Annotated in this window: 13 protein-coding genes; 4 read left to right on the top strand and 9 right to left on the bottom strand. The window is 73.9% G+C overall.

What is annotated here, in order from left to right; translation table 11 throughout:
* Positions 1-117: 117 nt before the first annotated feature.
* Both ABT015_RS01235 and ABT015_RS01230 read left to right on the top strand, forming a co-directional pair.
* Positions 118-1,761, top strand: a complete 1,644-nt coding sequence (locus ABT015_RS01235) for a BCCT family transporter (RefSeq protein ID WP_350875389.1) — start codon at positions 118-120, stop codon at positions 1,759-1,761.
* Positions 1,762-1,879: 118 nt separating this feature from the next.
* Positions 1,880-2,065, top strand: coding sequence for a hypothetical protein (locus tag ABT015_RS01230; RefSeq protein ID WP_350875387.1), 186 nt, complete (start codon positions 1,880-1,882; stop codon positions 2,063-2,065).
* Positions 2,066-2,216: 151 nt separating this feature from the next.
* Here ABT015_RS01230 and ABT015_RS01225 read toward each other — a convergent pair whose 3' ends face one another.
* Positions 2,217-4,058 (bottom strand): DUF2398 family protein, encoded by a 1,842-nt coding sequence (locus ABT015_RS01225; RefSeq protein ID WP_350875385.1) that lies wholly within the window; start codon positions 4,056-4,058, stop codon positions 2,217-2,219.
* 234 nt (positions 4,059-4,292) lie between these two features.
* Between ABT015_RS01225 and ABT015_RS01220 the strand changes: the two genes are divergently transcribed.
* Positions 4,293-5,045 carry a lysoplasmalogenase gene (locus ABT015_RS01220; RefSeq protein ID WP_350875382.1) on the top strand — a complete coding sequence of 251 codons (753 nt, stop codon included), beginning with the start codon at positions 4,293-4,295 and terminating at the stop codon, positions 5,043-5,045.
* 71 nt (positions 5,046-5,116) lie between these two features.
* Here the strand turns inward: ABT015_RS01220 and ABT015_RS01215 are convergent, their stop codons facing one another.
* The 7 genes from ABT015_RS01215 to ABT015_RS01185 form a co-directional block, all read right to left on the bottom strand.
* Complete coding sequence (locus ABT015_RS01215) at positions 5,117-5,797, bottom strand: hypothetical protein (protein WP_350875380.1); 681 nt, start codon at positions 5,795-5,797, stop codon at positions 5,117-5,119.
* A gap of 154 nt (positions 5,798-5,951) precedes the next feature.
* On the bottom strand, positions 5,952-6,755 hold the full coding sequence (locus ABT015_RS01210; RefSeq protein WP_063350028.1) for an exodeoxyribonuclease III: 804 nt from the start codon (positions 6,753-6,755) through the stop codon (positions 5,952-5,954).
* Positions 6,756-6,923: 168 nt separating this feature from the next.
* On the bottom strand, positions 6,924-8,717 hold the full coding sequence (gene ggt, locus ABT015_RS01205) for a gamma-glutamyltransferase (RefSeq protein ID WP_350875377.1): 1,794 nt from the start codon (positions 8,715-8,717) through the stop codon (positions 6,924-6,926).
* A gap of 149 nt (positions 8,718-8,866) precedes the next feature.
* A complete protein-coding gene (locus ABT015_RS01200; RefSeq protein ID WP_400325662.1) occupies positions 8,867-9,973 on the bottom strand; it encodes an ROK family glucokinase in 1,107 nt (368 codons plus the stop codon).
* Positions 9,974-9,975: 2 nt separating this feature from the next.
* Entirely contained in the window at positions 9,976-10,818 is an 843-nt protein-coding gene (locus tag ABT015_RS01195) for an ATP-binding cassette domain-containing protein (RefSeq protein WP_350875374.1), read from the bottom strand.
* Entirely contained in the window at positions 10,815-11,846 is a 1,032-nt protein-coding gene (locus ABT015_RS01190; protein WP_350875372.1) for an ABC transporter permease, read from the bottom strand. Before ABT015_RS01190 ends, ABT015_RS01195 begins: the two co-directional genes overlap by 4 nt.
* On the bottom strand, positions 11,843-12,868 hold the full coding sequence (locus ABT015_RS01185; protein ID WP_502897250.1) for a sugar ABC transporter substrate-binding protein: 1,026 nt from the start codon (positions 12,866-12,868) through the stop codon (positions 11,843-11,845). Before ABT015_RS01185 ends, ABT015_RS01190 begins: the two co-directional genes overlap by 4 nt.
* Positions 12,869-13,174: 306 nt before the next feature.
* On the opposite strand from ABT015_RS01185, the gene ABT015_RS01180 reads away from it, so the two are divergent.
* Positions 13,175-14,320, top strand: a complete 1,146-nt coding sequence (locus ABT015_RS01180; RefSeq protein ID WP_350875368.1) for an alpha/beta hydrolase — start codon at positions 13,175-13,177, stop codon at positions 14,318-14,320.
* 89 nt (positions 14,321-14,409) lie between these two features.
* Here the strand turns inward: ABT015_RS01180 and ABT015_RS01175 are convergent, their stop codons facing one another.
* Positions 14,410-16,002 carry a PucR family transcriptional regulator gene (locus tag ABT015_RS01175; protein ID WP_350875366.1) on the bottom strand — a complete coding sequence of 531 codons (1,593 nt, stop codon included), beginning with the start codon at positions 16,000-16,002 and terminating at the stop codon, positions 14,410-14,412.
* Between the last annotated feature and the right edge of the window lie 145 nt (positions 16,003-16,147).

Below are 16,147 nucleotides of genomic sequence, written 5' to 3'. Positions count from 1 at the left end.
CTCCCCGGCGCGCCCTCCCGCCCCTCGCGGCACGAACTGGACATAGTGCGACATGCAGCTTTAATCCGCCGATGTCGCCGAAGCCCACGTCCGCCCCGAGGCAGGAGAGTCCACCCGATGAGCAGCCAGCCGCCGCAGCCCGGCCAACCCGCGGAGGCGCCCGACGAACCCGCCGCGACCCTGCCCGCCGACCGGGTGGTGTTCGGGATCAGCGCCGCCCTGGTGCTGGCCGTGGTCGCCTGGGGCGTCTTCGCCGAGGACTCGCTCGGCCGGACCTCCAGCAGCGCGCTCGGCTGGGTCCTGCACAACTTCGGCTGGCTGTTCGTGGTGGCCGCCGACGTCTTCCTCGTCCTCACCGTGCTGCTCGCCTTCAGCCGCTTCGGCCGCATCCGGCTCGGCCGCGACGACGACGAACCCGAGTTCTCCACCCTCGCCTGGGTCGCCATGATGTTCAGCGCCGGCATGGGCATCGGCCTGATGTTCTACGGCGTCGGCGAGCCGCTCCAGCTGTTCGCCACCCCGCAGCCCGGCTCCGGCCTGGAACCGCAGAGCGCGGCCGCCGCCCAGCAGGCCCTGGAGTTCTCGCTGTTCCACTGGACCCTGCACCCGTGGGCGATCTACGCCGTCGGCGGCCTCGCCCTCGCCTACACCACCTTCCGCAAGGGCCGCGGCAACCGCATCTCGGCCGCCTTCGTCCCGCTGATCGGCCAGCGCGGCGCCGACGGCTGGCCCGGGCGCGCGATCGACCTGCTGGCCGTCTTCGCCACCGTCTTCGGCTCCGCCACCAGCCTCGGCCTCGGCGCGCTCCAGGTCGCCGACGGCCTCGGCTACATCACCTCCGTGCGCAACACCCAGAACGCCCAGCTGATCATCATCGGCTCGCTGACCGCCGCCTTCGTGCTCTCCGCCTTCTCCGGCGTCCACAAGGGCGTCAAGTGGCTCTCCACCGCGAACGTCGTCCTGGCCTCGCTGATCATGCTCTTCGTCTTCGTGTTCGGTCCGACGGTGTTCACGCTGGACGCGATCCCCTCCACCGTCGGCGGCTACCTCTCCGACCTGCTCGGCATGTCCACCCAGACCGGGGCCTTCACCGACGAGAGCTGGCTCGGCTCCTGGACGATCTTCTACTGGGCCTGGTGGCTCTCCTGGGCCCCCTTCGTCGGCACCTTCATCGCCCGCATCTCCCGCGGCCGCACCATCCGGCAGTTCCTGCTCGGCGTCCTGCTGGTGCCCAGCGGAGCCACCGTGATCTGGTTCTGCGTGATGGGCGGCACCGCGATCCGACTGGTCTCCACCGGCGCGGCCGACCTGGTCGCGACCATCCCGAAGGGCGCGGAGGCCTCGCTGTTCGAGATGCTGCGCGCGCTGCCGCTCGGCTCCGTCACCAGCGTCGTCGCCGTACTGCTGGTGATGACCTTCTTCATCACCAGCGCCGACTCCGCCTCCCTCGTCCTCGGCTCTCTCTCCAGCCGCGGCTCGCTGCACCCGCGCACCTGGCTCGTGGTCGTCTGGGGCGTGCTGATGGGCGGGGTCGCCGCCGCCCTGCTGCTGGCCGGCGGGCTCACCGCGCTGCAGAACGCGACGATCCTGGTCGCGCTGCCGTTCGTGGTCGTGATGCTGCTGCTCTGCGTGTCCCTGGTGAAGGAGCTCCGCGAGGACCCGGCCGCCGGCCCGTCCCGCCTGCACCCCGTGCACGGCCTGCGCGACGCCGTCCGGGTCGCCGTCGGCGAGGCCCTCGCCGAACGCACACCACGCCGCTGACCAGCGCGTACGCCCCACCCTCGCAGGTGGGGCGTACGCGGCCAACCGACGCCCAACCCCCGCCCGGACTTCACCCGCGCGTACCGACCGTTCACACCACCCTGGGACCCTCCCTGTCATGAACGCCAGCCCTCAGGCGCCCTACCAGGAACCGCGCTTCCCGCTTCCCCGGCGCCACCGCCGCCTCCTCGCCGCCACCGCCGTCCTCGCCTCCATCGCCCTCGGCACCTTCGGCGTCGGCGCCACCGTCGAGACCGTCCAGCACGGCACCCTCGCCGCCACCACGGCCACCGCGAGAAAGTGACCCTCGACAGAGCGACCGGCGAGAACGCGACCGACCGACCGTCCGAGCCATCCCCTCAGCACCGTCGTCCACCCCCGGACGCGGTGCTTCCGCCTTTCCGGCGACGGCGGAGCGGCGAAGCGCGACGGCGGAGCCGGGCGGCGGACCGGCCTCAGGCGCGCCGCTGCTCCCGGGCCCCGGCCGGCGCGGGGCGGGAGTGGCGGCCGGTGCCGGGGACGGGATGGAAGTCCGGGGCGGGGGCGTAGCGGGCGGCGGGCGGGCGCAGGAGCCAGCCCGGGGGGCGGCTGCCGCGGGGGGTGGGGGTGATCAGGCCGAGGTCGTGGAGCAGGTCGAGGGCGTCGCGGCGCAGCGCGGTGCGGTCGGCGAGGTAGTCGCGGCGCCAGCGGGCCGGGAGGCCGTACTCGTCGGCGATGTCGCCGAGGAGGCCGTCTATCAGCGCGTCGGGGATCGGGACGTCACCGCCGGCGGTGGTCTCGCCGGGCAGCGGGCGGACTTCCTCCACCAGGCCTTCGAGCAGCAGCAGGGCGGCCTGCGACAGGGGGCCCGCGCCGGGGAAGACGAGGTCGGTGAGCTCGTCGGCCGGGTCGAGCAGGGCGACGCCCTCGGTCCGCAGCTCGGTCTCCAGGCCGAGGAAGTCGGCGAGCGCGGCCGGGCCGCTCAGCCGGTGCTCGTGCAGCCAGGCGCGCCGGTCCTCGGGGAGATCGGCGTCGAGGACGGCGGGGGTCTCGGCGAGCAGGCGGCGCACGGCGGTGGCGGGTTCGGCGGCGGCGGCCCGACGGATCAGGTCGGCGGCGTCGTCGGCGAGGGCGGGCGGGCCGGCCGGGACGGCGCGGGCGAGTTCGCGGTCGACGGTCAGTACGGCGTCCCGGTCGGCGGGGTCGGCCGGGTCGGCCCCGCCGACCGGCAGTTCGCCGAGGACCTGCCAGTCGGCGAGCGCGGCGAGGGCCATCGCACGGTCGGCCGGGCCGGCGGCGAGGCCCGGCGCCGCGGCGCGCATGGCGTCGAGCAGCCGCCCGTACCGAAGTTGCTCGGGGGCGTCGACCAACAGGGCGAGGGCGAGAGCGAGTTGGGCGTAGCCGGCGGGGGTGAACGGGGCTCCGGTCGCGGGGTGTTCGAGGCGACGGGCGGCGCCGGGGCCGAGGCCGGCCTTGCAGAGCCGGGCGTGCCAGGGGCCGACGACGAGCCGGTAGCCGAGCAGGGCGTCGAAGCGCTCGACGAGCCAGTCGCGGTGACGGCGGATCAACGGGAAGCCGTCGGCGTGCGGGCCGGAGGCGGTGACCAGCGGGTGGGCGAGCAGCAGCCGGGCGGCGATCCGGCGTTCGGCGGCGGGCAGGTCGACGGCGGGCAGGTCGACGGTAGGAAGGTCGACGGTGGGAAGGGCCGGGGCGGAAACGTCCGCGACAAGCAGGGCCGGGGCCGGTATCGGAAGGTCCTGGCCGGAACGATCCTGCGCGCCCGGCACCGGGCGGGTGCGCTCGGGCTTGCGGTGCCTGCCGGGCCTGCCCGGCTTGGCACCTGACCGGACGACGGGCAGCGCGGAGGCGTCCCGCCGGGCGCGGCGCAGACCGCCGACGGGGCGGGGCTCCCGGGAGCGCAGGGCGGCGGTGGCGTGCGCGGTGGGGCCGTGCCACCAGCTGACGTCGGCGTCGGGCGCCGCTTCGGCGGGGGCACCGAGATGGCGGGCCGGGTAGAGGCCGAAGGACGCGGCGCACAGGTCGTCGGCGGTGCCGGGGGTGGCGGCGGCGAACCAGTGGGCGAGCCGGAGCAGGCCCGGGTCGGGCGAGAGCGCGGGGGCGGCGCCCGGCTCGGGCGCGGGCCTGGTCGGCGCGGCGTCAGCACGGGGGCCGGACACGGCTTCGGGCGCCGCCCCGGCCGCGGGCTCGCGTACGGCGAGGAGGGCGTCGGTGCTCCTCAGCCCCGTCCCGCCCGTGCGCCCGTCCGGCCTGCCGGCAGCCACCCGGGTGGCACCGACCGCGTACTCCTGCTGCTCCATGTCGGGGACCAGACTAGACGGTGGCCGCGTCACCCGGTGGCAGCAACCGGCCGTGCGCCGAAGTGACCGGCGGCCCTCCGCTACGCCGCCCGCCGGCCCGCACCCGCCGCCACGCGGCCACCCGCCCCGCACCACCCGGGTTACGCACCGGTAACCCGCTCTTCCGCCGTACCGCCGGGTCGCCTAGGGTTCGTCACACTCCCCCACCGCCCGACCCCGGAGGTCAGCAGCCGCATGAGCATCCGTACGACCACCCGTGCCGTCCTCGGCGGCCGTCTGCGCTCGGCCGCCGGTCTGCTCGGCGGCTTCGCGGCCGCCTCGGCGACGCACCTGGGCGCGATCGCCTCCGGCGCGTCCGTGCTGCAGAACGCCACCAAGCCGGCCCTGATGCCGCTGCTGGCCGCGCACAGCGTCGCCGCGGCCGCCTCCGCCGGGCGGCGGGCGCCGAAGCCGCTGGCCCCGGCGCTGCTGCTGAGCGCGGGCGGGGACGTGCTGCTCCAGCTGAAGAACGACACCGCGTTCCTGGCCGGGATGGGCTCGTTCGCGGCGGCGCACATCTGCTACGTGACGATGTTCGTCCGGCGCGGGGCGCTGACCGACCGTCGGCGGGCCCTGGTGGTGGCGGCCGCGTACGCAACCGCCTGGGCGGCCATGGTCGGGCAGCTCTGGCCGGACCTCGGGGACCTGCGGATCCCGGTGGCCGGCTACAGCCTGCTGCTCGCCTCCACGGCCGTCACCTCGGCCGGGCTGGGCTGGCGGACCGGGCTGGGCGGAGCGCTGTTCCTGCTGTCCGACACGCTGATCGCCACCCAGCTGGCGAAGTGGCGGGAGCTGCCCGGGCACCAGTTCTGGATCATGGCGACGTACGTCCTGGCCCAGTACCTGCTGGCCAGCGGCACCCTCCGGCACGAGCACGAGCACGAGCACGAGCACGGGCACGGGCACGGGCCTCAGCTGCAGCAGAACCCCGCGCCGCAGGCCGGCTGACACGCCTGTGCGCCGCCGGCCCGGTCAGGGTCCGACGGCGCGCGGGAAAGACGAAAAAGGCGCGGTGCCCATCAGGCACCGCGCCGCCGCAGCAGCCAGAAGCCTCCGAGGCCGCCTGCCACCAGGGCCAGGCCCCCGGCCAGCTCCGCCGGATCGGCCGCGACCGAACCGCCGAGGCCGGTGTTCACGGCACCGTGCGGGGCGACCTGCTGGCCGCCGGCGCCGGACTGGCCGAGCGAACCCGCCCACTCGCCGGCCGCCTTGCCCCAGTCACCGAGGCCTTTCTCGGGACCCTTCTCGGGGCCCTTCTCGGGGCCTTTCTCGGGGCCTTTCTCAGGCCCTTTCTCAGGGCCTTTCTCGGAGCCCCTGTCGGAGCCGGCCACCGGGACGCCGGCGGCCGCGACGGTCTTGACGCTGGTGGAGAACGCCCCGCCGTCCGGGCAGGTGCCGTCGATCCTGCTGTCCCCGGAGTGCTGGCCGGCCAGCCGGGCCGAGCCGCTGTGCTTGCCGTCGGAGCCCAGGGTGAGAGTGGCCGGACCGCCGTCGAACGCGGCGGAGTGGGCGGTGATGGTCTTGGCGTCGGGCTTGTCCGACTTCTCACAGGAGACCGTGACCTTCACGGTCTGGCCCGGTGCGGCCTGGGACGGGCTGACCGAGGCCGAGCCGTCCCTGGCGGATGCGAGGGGGGCCGTCAGGCCGGTCAGCACCGTCGCGCCGATCAGAGCGGCGGCGGCCGTACGCATGGGGCGCATGCCGGAACCTCCGGGATTCTCGGGCGCAGCCGGGGGGACTCCGATGTCCACGTGGTCGAACAACTGCACCCGGTTATGCCCGACAGTAGGCAGCCCGCCCGGCCCCGGCCACCGGTCGGGACCGTTCGGGTTACCGCCTCTCACCCAGGGTGATTCACAGGTCGAGGTCGACCACGACCGGCGCGTGGTCCGAGGTGCCCTTGCCCTTGCGGGCCTCGCGGTCCACGTAGCTGTCGGTGACGGCGTCCACGAAGGGCTTGTTGGCGTAGGTGAGGTCGATCCGCATGCCCCGGTTCTTGGGGAACGCCAGCTGGCGGTAGTCCCAGTAGGTGTAGGGGCGGTCGTACTTGAGCGGTCGCGGTACCACGTCGTGCAGGCCCACCTCGCCGAGGGCCTCCAGCGCGGCCCGCTCGGCGGGGGTGACGTGGGTGAGTCCCTCGAAGGCGGCGACGTCGTAGACGTCCTCGTCGGCGGGGGCGATGTTGAAGTCCCCGAGGACGGCGAACGGGCGGGGCCCGGCGGCGTCCTCGGTGGCGGCCGTGCGCAGCGCCTGCAGCCACTCCAGCTTGTAGCGGTAGTGGGCGTGGTCGACCTCGCGGCCGTTGGGCACGTAGACCGACCAGACCCGGACCGGGCCGCAGGTGGCGGCGACGGCGCGCGGCTCCACGTCGGGCAGCAGGGCGCCGTCGGCGAGGTAGCCGGGCTGGCCGGGCAGGTCGCGCACGACGTCGTCCAGGCCGAGCCGGGAGACGATCGCGACGCCGTTCCACCGGCCGGTGCCGTGGGCCGCCGTCTCGTACCCGAGGGCGCGCACCTCCTCGTACGGGAAGGCGTCGGCCGCGCACTTGAGCTCCTGGAGGCAGAGCACGTCGGGCTTGGCGCTCTCCAGCCACTCCAGGAGCTTGGGCAGCCGCGCGGTGACGGAGTTGATGTTCCAGGTGGCGATGCGGACGGTCACGGCGGGCGGCCTTCCCGGTGGTTCGGTACGGACGGGTGCTTCGGTACGGACGAGTGGTGATGGACGGGTGGTCCGGTCAAGACGAGGGGTGGGCACCCCCTGAGGGGACGCCCACCCCGAACATACCGCCCGGCACCGACAGCGCGGCCCGGCCGGCCTGCGGCCCGGTCAGCCCGTGGGCCGGACCACCGCCGCGGAGCCGCCCCCGCGCCGGACCGGTTCGGCCGCGGCCACCCACCGCCCGTCCGGCAGCCGTTCGACGCCAGTGGCGGCGCCGATCTCGGCGACGGACGTGAAGCTGTGCCCGAGCGCCTCCAGGGCGGCCCGTTCGGGCAGCGCCAGGAAGCCGGGCTCGGCCTGGGTGGCGACGGTGTTGCGCTGGCTGGCGCGCGGTGCGGCGATGGCCTGTTCCAGGCTCAGGCCCCGGTCGAGCCGCCCGAGCAGCACCTGGAGGGTGGTGGTGATGATGGTCGCGCCGCCGGGGCTACCGGTGGCCAGCAACGGTTCGCCGTCGCGCAGCACGATGGTCGGGGAGATCGAGGAGCGCGGCCGCTTGCCCGGGCCGGGCAGGTTGGGGTCGGGGACGCCCGGGGTGAGCGGGGTGAAGTCGAAGTCGGTGAGTTCGTTGTTGAGCAGGAAGCCGCGGCCGGGGACGGTGATGCCGCTGCCGCCGGTCTGCTCGATGGTGAGGGTGTAGGAGACGACGTTGCCCCAGCGGTCGGCCACGCTGAGGTGGGTGGTGTTGGGGCCCTCGTAGGGCTCGGCGACGGCGGGGCCGGCCTCGGCGCAGTCGGCCGGGTGGCGCGGGTCGCCGGGGGCGAGCGGGCTGGTGAGGGCGCGGTCGGGGCTGATCAGGCAGGCCCGGGAGCCGGCGTAGCGCGCGGAGAGCAGTTCCTTGGTGGGGACGTCGCCGAAGGCCGGGTCGCCGACCCAGCGGTTGCGGTCGGCGAAGGCGATCCGGGAGGCGTCCAGGAAGTGGTGGTAGTACTGCGTGTCGCTGTACGCGCCGAGGTCGCCGTCCTCCAGGATGCCGAGCGCCTCGCCGACGGTGGTGCCGCCGGAGCTGGAGGGGGCGATGGAGTAGACGTCGTAGTCCCGGTACGGGACGTGGGTGGGCGCCTGGCGGCGGACCTGGTAGGCGGCGAGGTCGGCGGTGTCGATCTTGCCGGGGCGGGCGTTGCGGCCGGAGGCCGGGTCGACCGGCGGGTGCTGGACGGTGTCGGCCACGTCCTTGCCGAGGTCGCCCTGGTAGAAGGCCTTGACGCCGTCCTTGGCGAGCAGCCGGTAGGTGGCGGCGAGGTCGGGGTTGCGCAGGACGGTGCCGACCTCGGGGGGCTTGCCGCCGGGCAGGTAGAGCTTGGCGGTGTCCGGGAAGTCCTTGAACCGGTCGTAGTTGTCGGCGGTCTGGCCGCGGAAGGTCTGGTCGACGACGAAGCCGTTGTCGGCGATCCGCTCGGCGGGCCCCAGGGCGTCGGCGAGCGTGCGGGTGCCCCACTGGCGCAGGGCGGTGTCCCAGGTGGCGGCGGTACCGGGGACGCCGACGGACAGGCCGCTGGTGACGGCGTCGGCGAAGGCCAGCGGCTTGCCGTCCTCCAGGAACAGCCCGCTGTCGGCGGTGCGGCCGGCCACCTCGCGGCCGTCGATGGTGTGCACCCGGCCGGTGGCGTGGTCGTAGTAGACGAAGTACCCGCCGCCGCCGATGCCGGAGGAGTAGGGCTCGGTGACGCCGAGGGCGGCGGCGGTCGCGACCGCCGCGTCGACCGCGTTGCCGCCCTTGCGCAGCACCTCGATGCCGGCCGCGGTGGCGTCGGCGTCGACGCTGGCCACCGCTCCGCCCCGACCCACCGCCTCGGGGGCCTTCGGCGGCGGGGCCGCCCCCGCCGCCCCGGCCGGCCCGGCACAGGACCAGACCAGGGCGGTGGCGAGCAGCAGCGGTGGTGCGATCCGGGCCAGAGCCCTCATCCGAGTCCTCCTGAGTCGACGTCAACTCCGTTGTCTCACAGGAGGCATGATCCCGACAATCACACCGCACCGCTACCAACCGGTAGTTGACGGAACCGAATCAGGCGAAAGGGCCGAGGCCCTGTCCGGCCGATCTTGCCGAACAGGGCCTAGACGCCGCTGCGCTCGACCCGGCGCCGCTTGATGGTGCGGAACCGGCGGGCGACCTGCCGGGCGAGGTCGGCGGCGCCGACCAGGCCGGCCTCGTTGCCGAGTGCGGCGTGCACGATGCTCGCCTCGGGCCGGAAGCCGCGCCCGGTGAGGGTGCGGCGGAAGGTGTCCCGGGCCGGGCCGAGCAGCAGGTCGCCGGCCTCGGAGACGCCGCCGCCGATGACGAAGCGGCCCGGGTCGAGCGCGGCGGCCAGGTTGGCGATGCCGACGCCGAGCCAGGTGCCGACCTCGTAGAGCAGTTCGGTGGCGGTCGGGTCGCCGGCCCGGGCGGCCTCGGTGACCAGCGGTCCGGTGATGCCCTCGACGGTGCCGCCGGCCCGGGCGAGCAGCGGCTGCACCACCGGGGACTCCTCGGCGACGAGTTCGCGGGCGTCGCGCACCAGCGCGTTGCCGGAGGAGTACTGCTCCCAGCAGCCGCGGTTGCCGCACGGGCAGCGGTGGCCGCCGGGCAGCACCTGCATGTGGCCGAACTCGCCCGCCAGGCCGTACTTGCCGCGGTCGACGTAGCCGTCGCGGACGACGGCGCCGCCGATGCCGGTGCCCAGGGTGAGCATCACCATGTGGTCCTCGCCGCGCCCGGCGCCGAAGCGCCACTCGGCCCAGGCGGCGGCGTTGGCGTCGTTCTCCACGATCACCGGGAAGCGCAGCCGCTCGCTGAGCGCCTGCTGGAGCGGCTCGCCCCGCCAGTTCAGGTGCGGGGCGAACAGCACCGTGGAGCGGTCGGCGTCGACCCAGCCGGCCGCGCCGATGCCGACGGCGTGGACGTCGTGCCGGTCGGCGAGCTCCAGCACCAGGTCGACGATGACGTTCTCGACGACCTTGGCGCTCTTGCTCTTGTCGGGGGTGTCGGTGCGCAGCTTCTCCAGCACCTTGCCCTCGCCGTCGACCACTCCGGCGACCACCTTGGTGCCGCCGATGTCGACGCCGATGGTGGGCAGTCGCAGTATCCCGGCGGGCAGGGCGCGGCGGCGGCGCTCGGCGCGGGGGCCGAGGCCGAGCAGGGTGGGCAGGACGGCCGGCCGGGTGCTGCCTTGGGGGCTGGTCACGGCTACGGACGCTCCTCACGGGGCTCGGGGTCAGTGCGGGGCTCGGGTTCGGTGCGGGGCTGGGGTTCGGTGGGCCGGGCCAGCTCGTGCGAGAGTTCGGCGAGGTCGGAGCCGCCGGCCATCTCGGTGGTGAGCTGTTCGAGGCCGATCTCGGTGCGCGGGTGGCTGCCGGCCATCCGGCCCCGCTTGAGCAGGGTGAAGTGGTCGCCGACCAGGTAGGCGTGGTGCGGGTTGTGGGTGATCAGGACGACCCCGAGCCCGGCGTCGCGGGCGGCGGTGACGTACTTGAGCACCACTCCGGACTGCTTGACGCCGAGCGCTGCGGTCGGCTCGTCCAGGATGAGCACCTTGGCGCCGAAGTGCACGGCCCGGGCGATCGCCACGCACTGGCGCTGGCCGCCGGAGAGGGTGCCGATCGGGCGGTCCACGTCGTGCAGGTCGATGCCCATCCGGGCGAGCGCCTCGCGGGTGGTGGTGCGCATCGCCTCGGCGTCCAGGCGCAGGCCGCCCCAGCGGCGGTGGCCCTGCTCGGAGCCGAGGAAGAAGTTGCGCCAGACCGGCATCAGCGGGACGACGGCGAGGTCCTGGTAGACGGTGGCGATGCCGCGGTCCAGGGCCTGGCGCGGGGAGTCGAGCCGGACCTCCTCGCCGCCGACGGTGTAGCTGCCCTCGTCGTGCTGGTGCAGCCCGGAGATGATCTTGATCAGGGTGGACTTGCCGGCGCCGTTGTCGCCCAGCACGCAGCTGATCTCTCCGGCGTGCAGGGTGAGCGAGACGTCCTGGAGGGCGCGCACGGTGCCGTAGCTCTTGCCGACGCCCTCCAGGGCGAGCAGTTCGGTCTTCATCGGGGCCCCCGTTCGGCCTGGCGCTTGACGTACGCGTTCAGCAGGGCGGCGAGCAGCAGCATCGCGCCGAGGAAGAACTTGAACCAGTCCGGGTTCCACTGGGCGTAGATGATCCCCTTGCTGGCCATGCCGAAGATCAGCGCGCCGAGCGCGGAGCCGACCACCGAGCCGTAGCCGCCGGTGATCAGGCAGCCGCCGATGACGGCCGCGACGATGTAGATCAGCTCGTTGCCGACGCCCTCGCCGGACTGCACGGTGTCGAAGGAGAACAGCAGGTGCTGGCCGAGCACCCAGGCCCCAAAGCCGACACCGAGGTAGAGCAGGGTCTTGGTGCGGGCGACCGGCACGCCGACCGCGCGGGCGGCGTCCGCGTCGCCGCCGACGGCGAAGATCCAGTTGCCGAAGCGGGTGCGCAACAGCACCCAGCTGCCGACCGCGAGCAGGCCGAGCCACCACCAGACGGTGGCCTTGATCGTCAGTCCGCCGACGGTGACCTCGGAGGCGAACAGCCAGCGGCAGGAGGCGAAGCCCTCCATGTCGGAGATCGGCTTGGTCGAGACGGTGCCGGAGACCAGCTTGGTGACGCCGAGGTTGGCACCGGTCAGCATCAGGAAGGTGCCGAGGGTGACGATGAAGCTGGGCAGCCGGGTGCGGCCGAGCATCCAGCCGTTGAAGGCGCCGACGGCCAGCGTGACGGCGAGCGAGACCAGCGCGCCGACCCAGGTCACCGCGGTGAACTGGTAGGAGACCATCGAGGAGGTCAGCGCGGCGGTGGTGACCAGCACGCCGGCCGACAGGTCGAACTCGCCGCCGATCATCAGCAGCGAGACCGGGACGGCCATGATCCCGATGGTGGACGCCGCGTAGAGCACGGTGCCCAGCGAGGAGACCCGCAGGAAGGGTTCGGCGGCCACCGCGAAGACGGTGAACACCGCGACGGCGGCGATCAGCGAGCCGAGCTCGGGGCGGGCGAGGAGGCGGCGCAGCGCGGCCGGGCGGTCCTGGGCGAGGACGTCGGTGGTGCTCACCTGGTCCCCCTCGCGACGTACTCGGCGAGCGCGTCGGCGTCGTCCCTGGTCAGGATCTGCGGGCCGGTCGCGACGGGCTTGCCACCGCCGAGCATGTCCAGGTTGGACTTGTACAGCCAGAGCAGGTCGACGCCCTCGTAGCCCTGGAGGTAGGGCTGCTGGTCGACGGCGAAGCCGACGGAGCCGGACTTGAGGCCGGCCACCACCTGCGGCCCCAGGTCGAAGGTGTCGAGCTCGACGGCGCGGTGGACGTCCTGGACGGCCTGGAGGCCGGTGGCGGCCATCGGGCCGGAGAGGGTGAGCACGGTGTCGATGGACGGGTCGGCCTGGAGCTTGGCGGAGATCGCGGCGCGGGCGTCGGGCATGTTGACGCCGTCCACGTACAGCACCTGGAAGGCGCCGCCGGCCTTGGACTGGGCGCCGGAGCAGCGCTGCTCCTGGCCGATGTTGCCCTGCTCGTGGATGACGCAGAGCACGTTCTTGCGGCCGCGGCCGGCCAGCTCGGTGCCGGCCGCCTGGCCGGCGGTGGACTCGTCCTGCCCGATGTGGGTGAGCGCGCCGAACTTGGCGGAGTACTCCTGGCCGGAGTTGACGGTGATCACGGGGATGCCGGCGGCCTTGGCCTTGCCGAGGACGTCGGCCATGGCGTCGCCCTTGGCGAGGGTGACCAGCAGGCCGTCGACCTTCTGGTCGATGGCGGCCTGGACGAGCTGGACCTGGTTCTGGGTCTGCGCGTCGTTGGAGTACAGGAAGGTGATGTTGTCCTTGGCGGCGGCCTGCTCGGCACCCTTGCGCACGCTGTCCCAGAAGGCGTCGCCGGCCCCGGCGTGGGTCACCATGGCGACCTTCCAGCGCGGGGTGGTGACGGCGCTGCCGCCGGCGGCCGACGCCTTGGCGCGGGCCTCCTCGGCGCGGCGGCCTCCGGTACTGCTGCAACCGGCCGCGGTGACCGCGAGTGCCAGGAGGGCGCAGACGGGCCAGAAACGGCGGGACGGGCGAAAGCGGGTTGTGCTCATCCCCATAGTCTCTCTGGCCGGGCGGCACGTGGATGACACCGCCTCGCCCGGCGGCGCCCGGGACGCGGGAGGTAAGGTGCCCCGGGGGACCTTCCTGGAAGTTCGCTGGACATCTCGTCCGGGCGACCGCCGTCCGGGTGGCAGACTTAGCGCCGACCCGAAACAGGAACATCACAGGAAACGTGATGTTCCTCTCAGGTTCCGCACAGATTCGGATGGCAACCGATCATCGGTTCCGCGCCGTCCAATGCCATTGGAGTGCGTTCGGGCGAGTGGGGCTCGGGCGGCCAGCAACCCGGATACGAGAACTCGATGCAACTGACAGGTACGCCATTCTTCATCCTCACCGTCATCCTGGTGCCGGTGTCCATCGCGGTGGCGCTCCTGTACTGGGGCAAGGTCCGCGGGCCGAACCCGGTGCGGATCCTGTCCAGGCTCGTCATGATCATGTTCTGCCAGATCACGGCCGTGCTGATGGTCTTCGTGATGGTCAACAACGCCAACCTGATCTACGGCAACTGGGACGACCTGCTCGGCACCGGTGACCACGTCCGGGCCGTGCCGCAGGTGGCGCCGGCCGACCAGGGCGCCGCGGGCAAGGAAGGCGCCGGCCAGGGCGGCGGCGACGCGGCCAAGCAGCCGCCGAAGGCGCTCCAGAAGTTCGCCGGCGTGGGCGACCCGGCGGTGCCCGGCGACGTCCAGAAGACCGAGCTCAAGGGCCAGGTGTCCGGGGTCGACGGCGAGGTGCTGGTCTGGCTGCCGCCGCAGTACAACGACCCGGCGTTCAAGGACAAGAAGTTCCCGGTGGTCGAGCTGATCCCGGGCTACCCGGGCTCCTCCTCCACCTGGTACGGCACGCTCAAGGTCTCCGAGCAGCTCAAGCCGCTGATGCAGCAGGGCAAGGTCTCCCCGTTCATCCTGGTCTCGCCGCGCACCCTGCTCCTCGGCAACCACCAGGACGCCGGCTGCACCGACATCCCCGGCAAGATCAACGCCGACGCCTGGCTCACCCGGGACGTCCCGCAGATGATCATGGACAACTTCCGCGCCGACCCGTCCCCGGACCGCTGGGGCATCGCCGGCTACTCGGCCGGCGCCCACTGCGCGGCCAAGCTGTCCCTGGCGCACCCCAACCGGTACCGGGCCGCGATCTCGATGTCCGGCTACAACGACCCGGCGTCCGAGAGCGACTCCCTGGTCGGCAAGGACCCGAAGCTGCGCGAGGCCAACAACCCGGTCAACATCCTCAAGAGCGCCCAGCAGCCGCCGAAGGTCAGCCTCTACATCAGCGGCAAGAAGGGCGACGGTCTGGAGGACGGCCAGGCGATCGCGGCGGCGGCCAAGGAGCCGACCAAGGTCCAGGTCCAGGAGAGCAACGGCCCGCACACCACCGAGCTGTGGAAGACCATGGTGCCGAGCATCTTCGAGTGGATGACCTCGGTCATCCCGCCGCAGTAGTCCCACGCAGTAACGATCATGCGGGAGGGCCCGCCGCGCATTTTCGCGGCGGGCCCTCCCGCATGAGGCACGGCTCTCGGGCCCGGCCGTCAGGCCAGTTCGAGCGCCAGGTAGAAGTCCACCCGGTCCTCCAGTCGGGAGAGGTCACGGCCGGTCAGCTCCTCGATCCGGCCGATCCGGTAGCGCAGGGTGTTGACGTGGACGTGCAGCTGCGCGGCGCAGCGCGTCCAGGAGCCGTCCGAGCGCAGGAACGCCTCCAGGGTGCGGACCAGGTCCGCCTGGTGCTCGATGTCGTACGCGATCACCTTGTCCAGCAGCCGGCTGCGGAAGGCGCGGCGGACCTCGTCCGGGACGGCCGCCAGCAGCAGCACGTGCGAGGCCAGCTCCTCGGGGCCCGCCACGCAGACCCGGCCGACCCGGGCGGCGGCGATCCGGCGGGCGTGCCGGGCCTCCTCCAGGGCGCCGCGCAGGCCGCCGGCCTCGGAGGCGGGGGCGGAGACCCCGAGGGTGATCCGGCCCTCCGAGCCGAGGCCCGCCTCCAGCGGGGCGAGCAGTTCGCGCAGGGTCTCGGCGGGCACCGGTCCGTCCAGGGCGGGCAGCACCACGACGGCGCCGGAGCCGGCCCCGGCGACCAGCGCGCGGTCGGTGGTGCCGCCCAGCGCCTCCTCCAGGACCGCGCGCACCACGCCCTCGTGCAGGCCGGTGCCCTCGGCGCTGAGCACCAGCCAGGACCCGTCCTGGGCCTGGGCTTTGGGCTCGACACTCTCGTAGCGGGCGGCCATCGCCGAGGAGGCGTACAGGGTGCGGCTGATCTCGGCCGGGTCGGCGTCGCGCTGGAGCAGGGCCAGCACCTCGTCGGCGAGGCGGCGGCGCAGCCGGCGGCCCTCGTCGCGGCGGTGGCGCTCGGCGGCGACCAGCCGGGCCAGGTTCTCGGCGAGCTGCTGGCGCTTGGTGGTCCACTCGGTGACGTCGCCGGCCACCGCGAGCACCCAGTCGGCCAGCGGCGCCTGGTGATCGGCCGACGCCGGGGCGGGCAGCAGCGAGTAGGAGCCGCCGGCCAGGCGGGCCCGGTGCGGGGGGCGGCGGCGCTGGCGCTGGGCGCCGAGGTGGGCCCGGACCAGCTGGTCGCGGTCCTCGGCCGGGAGGCGGTCGGCGGGGCCCGCGATCACCGCGCCGGTGGGGGTGAGCACCCAGCAGTCGAGGTCGAGGTCGCCGCCGAGCAGGTCCAGCACCGCGTCCAGGCCGCCGCCGCCGGCCGCCGAGACCAGCAGGCGGTGCCGGTCGACGAGGGCGGCGAGGTCGGCGGCGCGGTCGGCGGAGACCTGGCGGCCGATGAACTCGGTGACGGTGCCGAAGGCGATGTCGTCGGGGACGGCCAGCAGCGGCATCCGGTGCCGCCGGCAGGCCTCCACCAGGTCCTCGGGCACCGGGCCGACCTCGGCCTCGCCGGCCGCCAGGGCGACCGCGCCGCCGGCCACGATGGTCCGCACGAACCGCTCGGAGTCGGCCGGGGCGGTGCGCCACAGCATGCCGGTGAGCACCAGCTCGCCGCCGTGCAGGTAGCGGCCGGGATCGTGCAGGTCCGTGGTCATGACGCCGCTGACCTGCCGGTCCAGCTCTTCCTCGGCCGCGAGCAGGCGCAGTCGCGGGGCGCCGGGGGCGAGCAGGTCACGGACACGCATCCGCGGACTCCTAACGGGGGCTGAGGGTGGGATGGGGCTGAGGGGTGGGCCGAACGGGGAAGGCCCGGGCGTTCGGTCGGGGGTCACAGTGTGCCCGAACATCCGTACTTGTCGTCACGTCCGGGCGGGCGAGCGGATCACGGGC

Source organism: Kitasatospora sp. NPDC094016 (assembly GCF_040304045.1).
GTDB lineage: Bacteria > Actinomycetota > Actinomycetes > Streptomycetales > Streptomycetaceae > Kitasatospora.
This window is presented reverse-complemented; position numbering and strand designations above follow the sequence as displayed.

Excerpts from the sequence above, each read along its gene's own strand:
- ABT015_RS01215 (WP_350875380.1), bottom strand. The coding sequence starts at position 5,797 with ATGCGCCCCATGCGTACGGCCGCCGCCGCTCTGATCGGCGCGACGGTG.
- ggt (WP_350875377.1), bottom strand. The coding sequence starts at position 8,717 with ATGAGGGCTCTGGCCCGGATCGCACCACCGCTGCTGCTCGCCACCGCC.
- ABT015_RS01185 (WP_502897250.1), bottom strand. The coding sequence starts at position 12,868 with ATGGGGATGAGCACAACCCGCTTTCGCCCGTCCCGCCGTTTCTGGCCC.
- ABT015_RS01225 (WP_350875385.1), bottom strand. The coding sequence starts at position 4,058 with ATGGAGCAGCAGGAGTACGCGGTCGGTGCCACCCGGGTGGCTGCCGGC.
- ABT015_RS01195 (WP_350875374.1), bottom strand. The coding sequence starts at position 10,818 with ATGAAGACCGAACTGCTCGCCCTGGAGGGCGTCGGCAAGAGCTACGGC.
- ABT015_RS01175 (WP_350875366.1), bottom strand. The coding sequence starts at position 16,002 with ATGCGTGTCCGTGACCTGCTCGCCCCCGGCGCCCCGCGACTGCGCCTG.
- ABT015_RS01220 (WP_350875382.1), top strand. The coding sequence starts at position 4,293 with ATGAGCATCCGTACGACCACCCGTGCCGTCCTCGGCGGCCGTCTGCGC.
- ABT015_RS01180 (WP_350875368.1), top strand. The coding sequence starts at position 13,175 with ATGCAACTGACAGGTACGCCATTCTTCATCCTCACCGTCATCCTGGTG.
- ABT015_RS01235 (WP_350875389.1), top strand. The coding sequence starts at position 118 with ATGAGCAGCCAGCCGCCGCAGCCCGGCCAACCCGCGGAGGCGCCCGAC.
- ABT015_RS01230 (WP_350875387.1), top strand. The coding sequence starts at position 1,880 with ATGAACGCCAGCCCTCAGGCGCCCTACCAGGAACCGCGCTTCCCGCTT.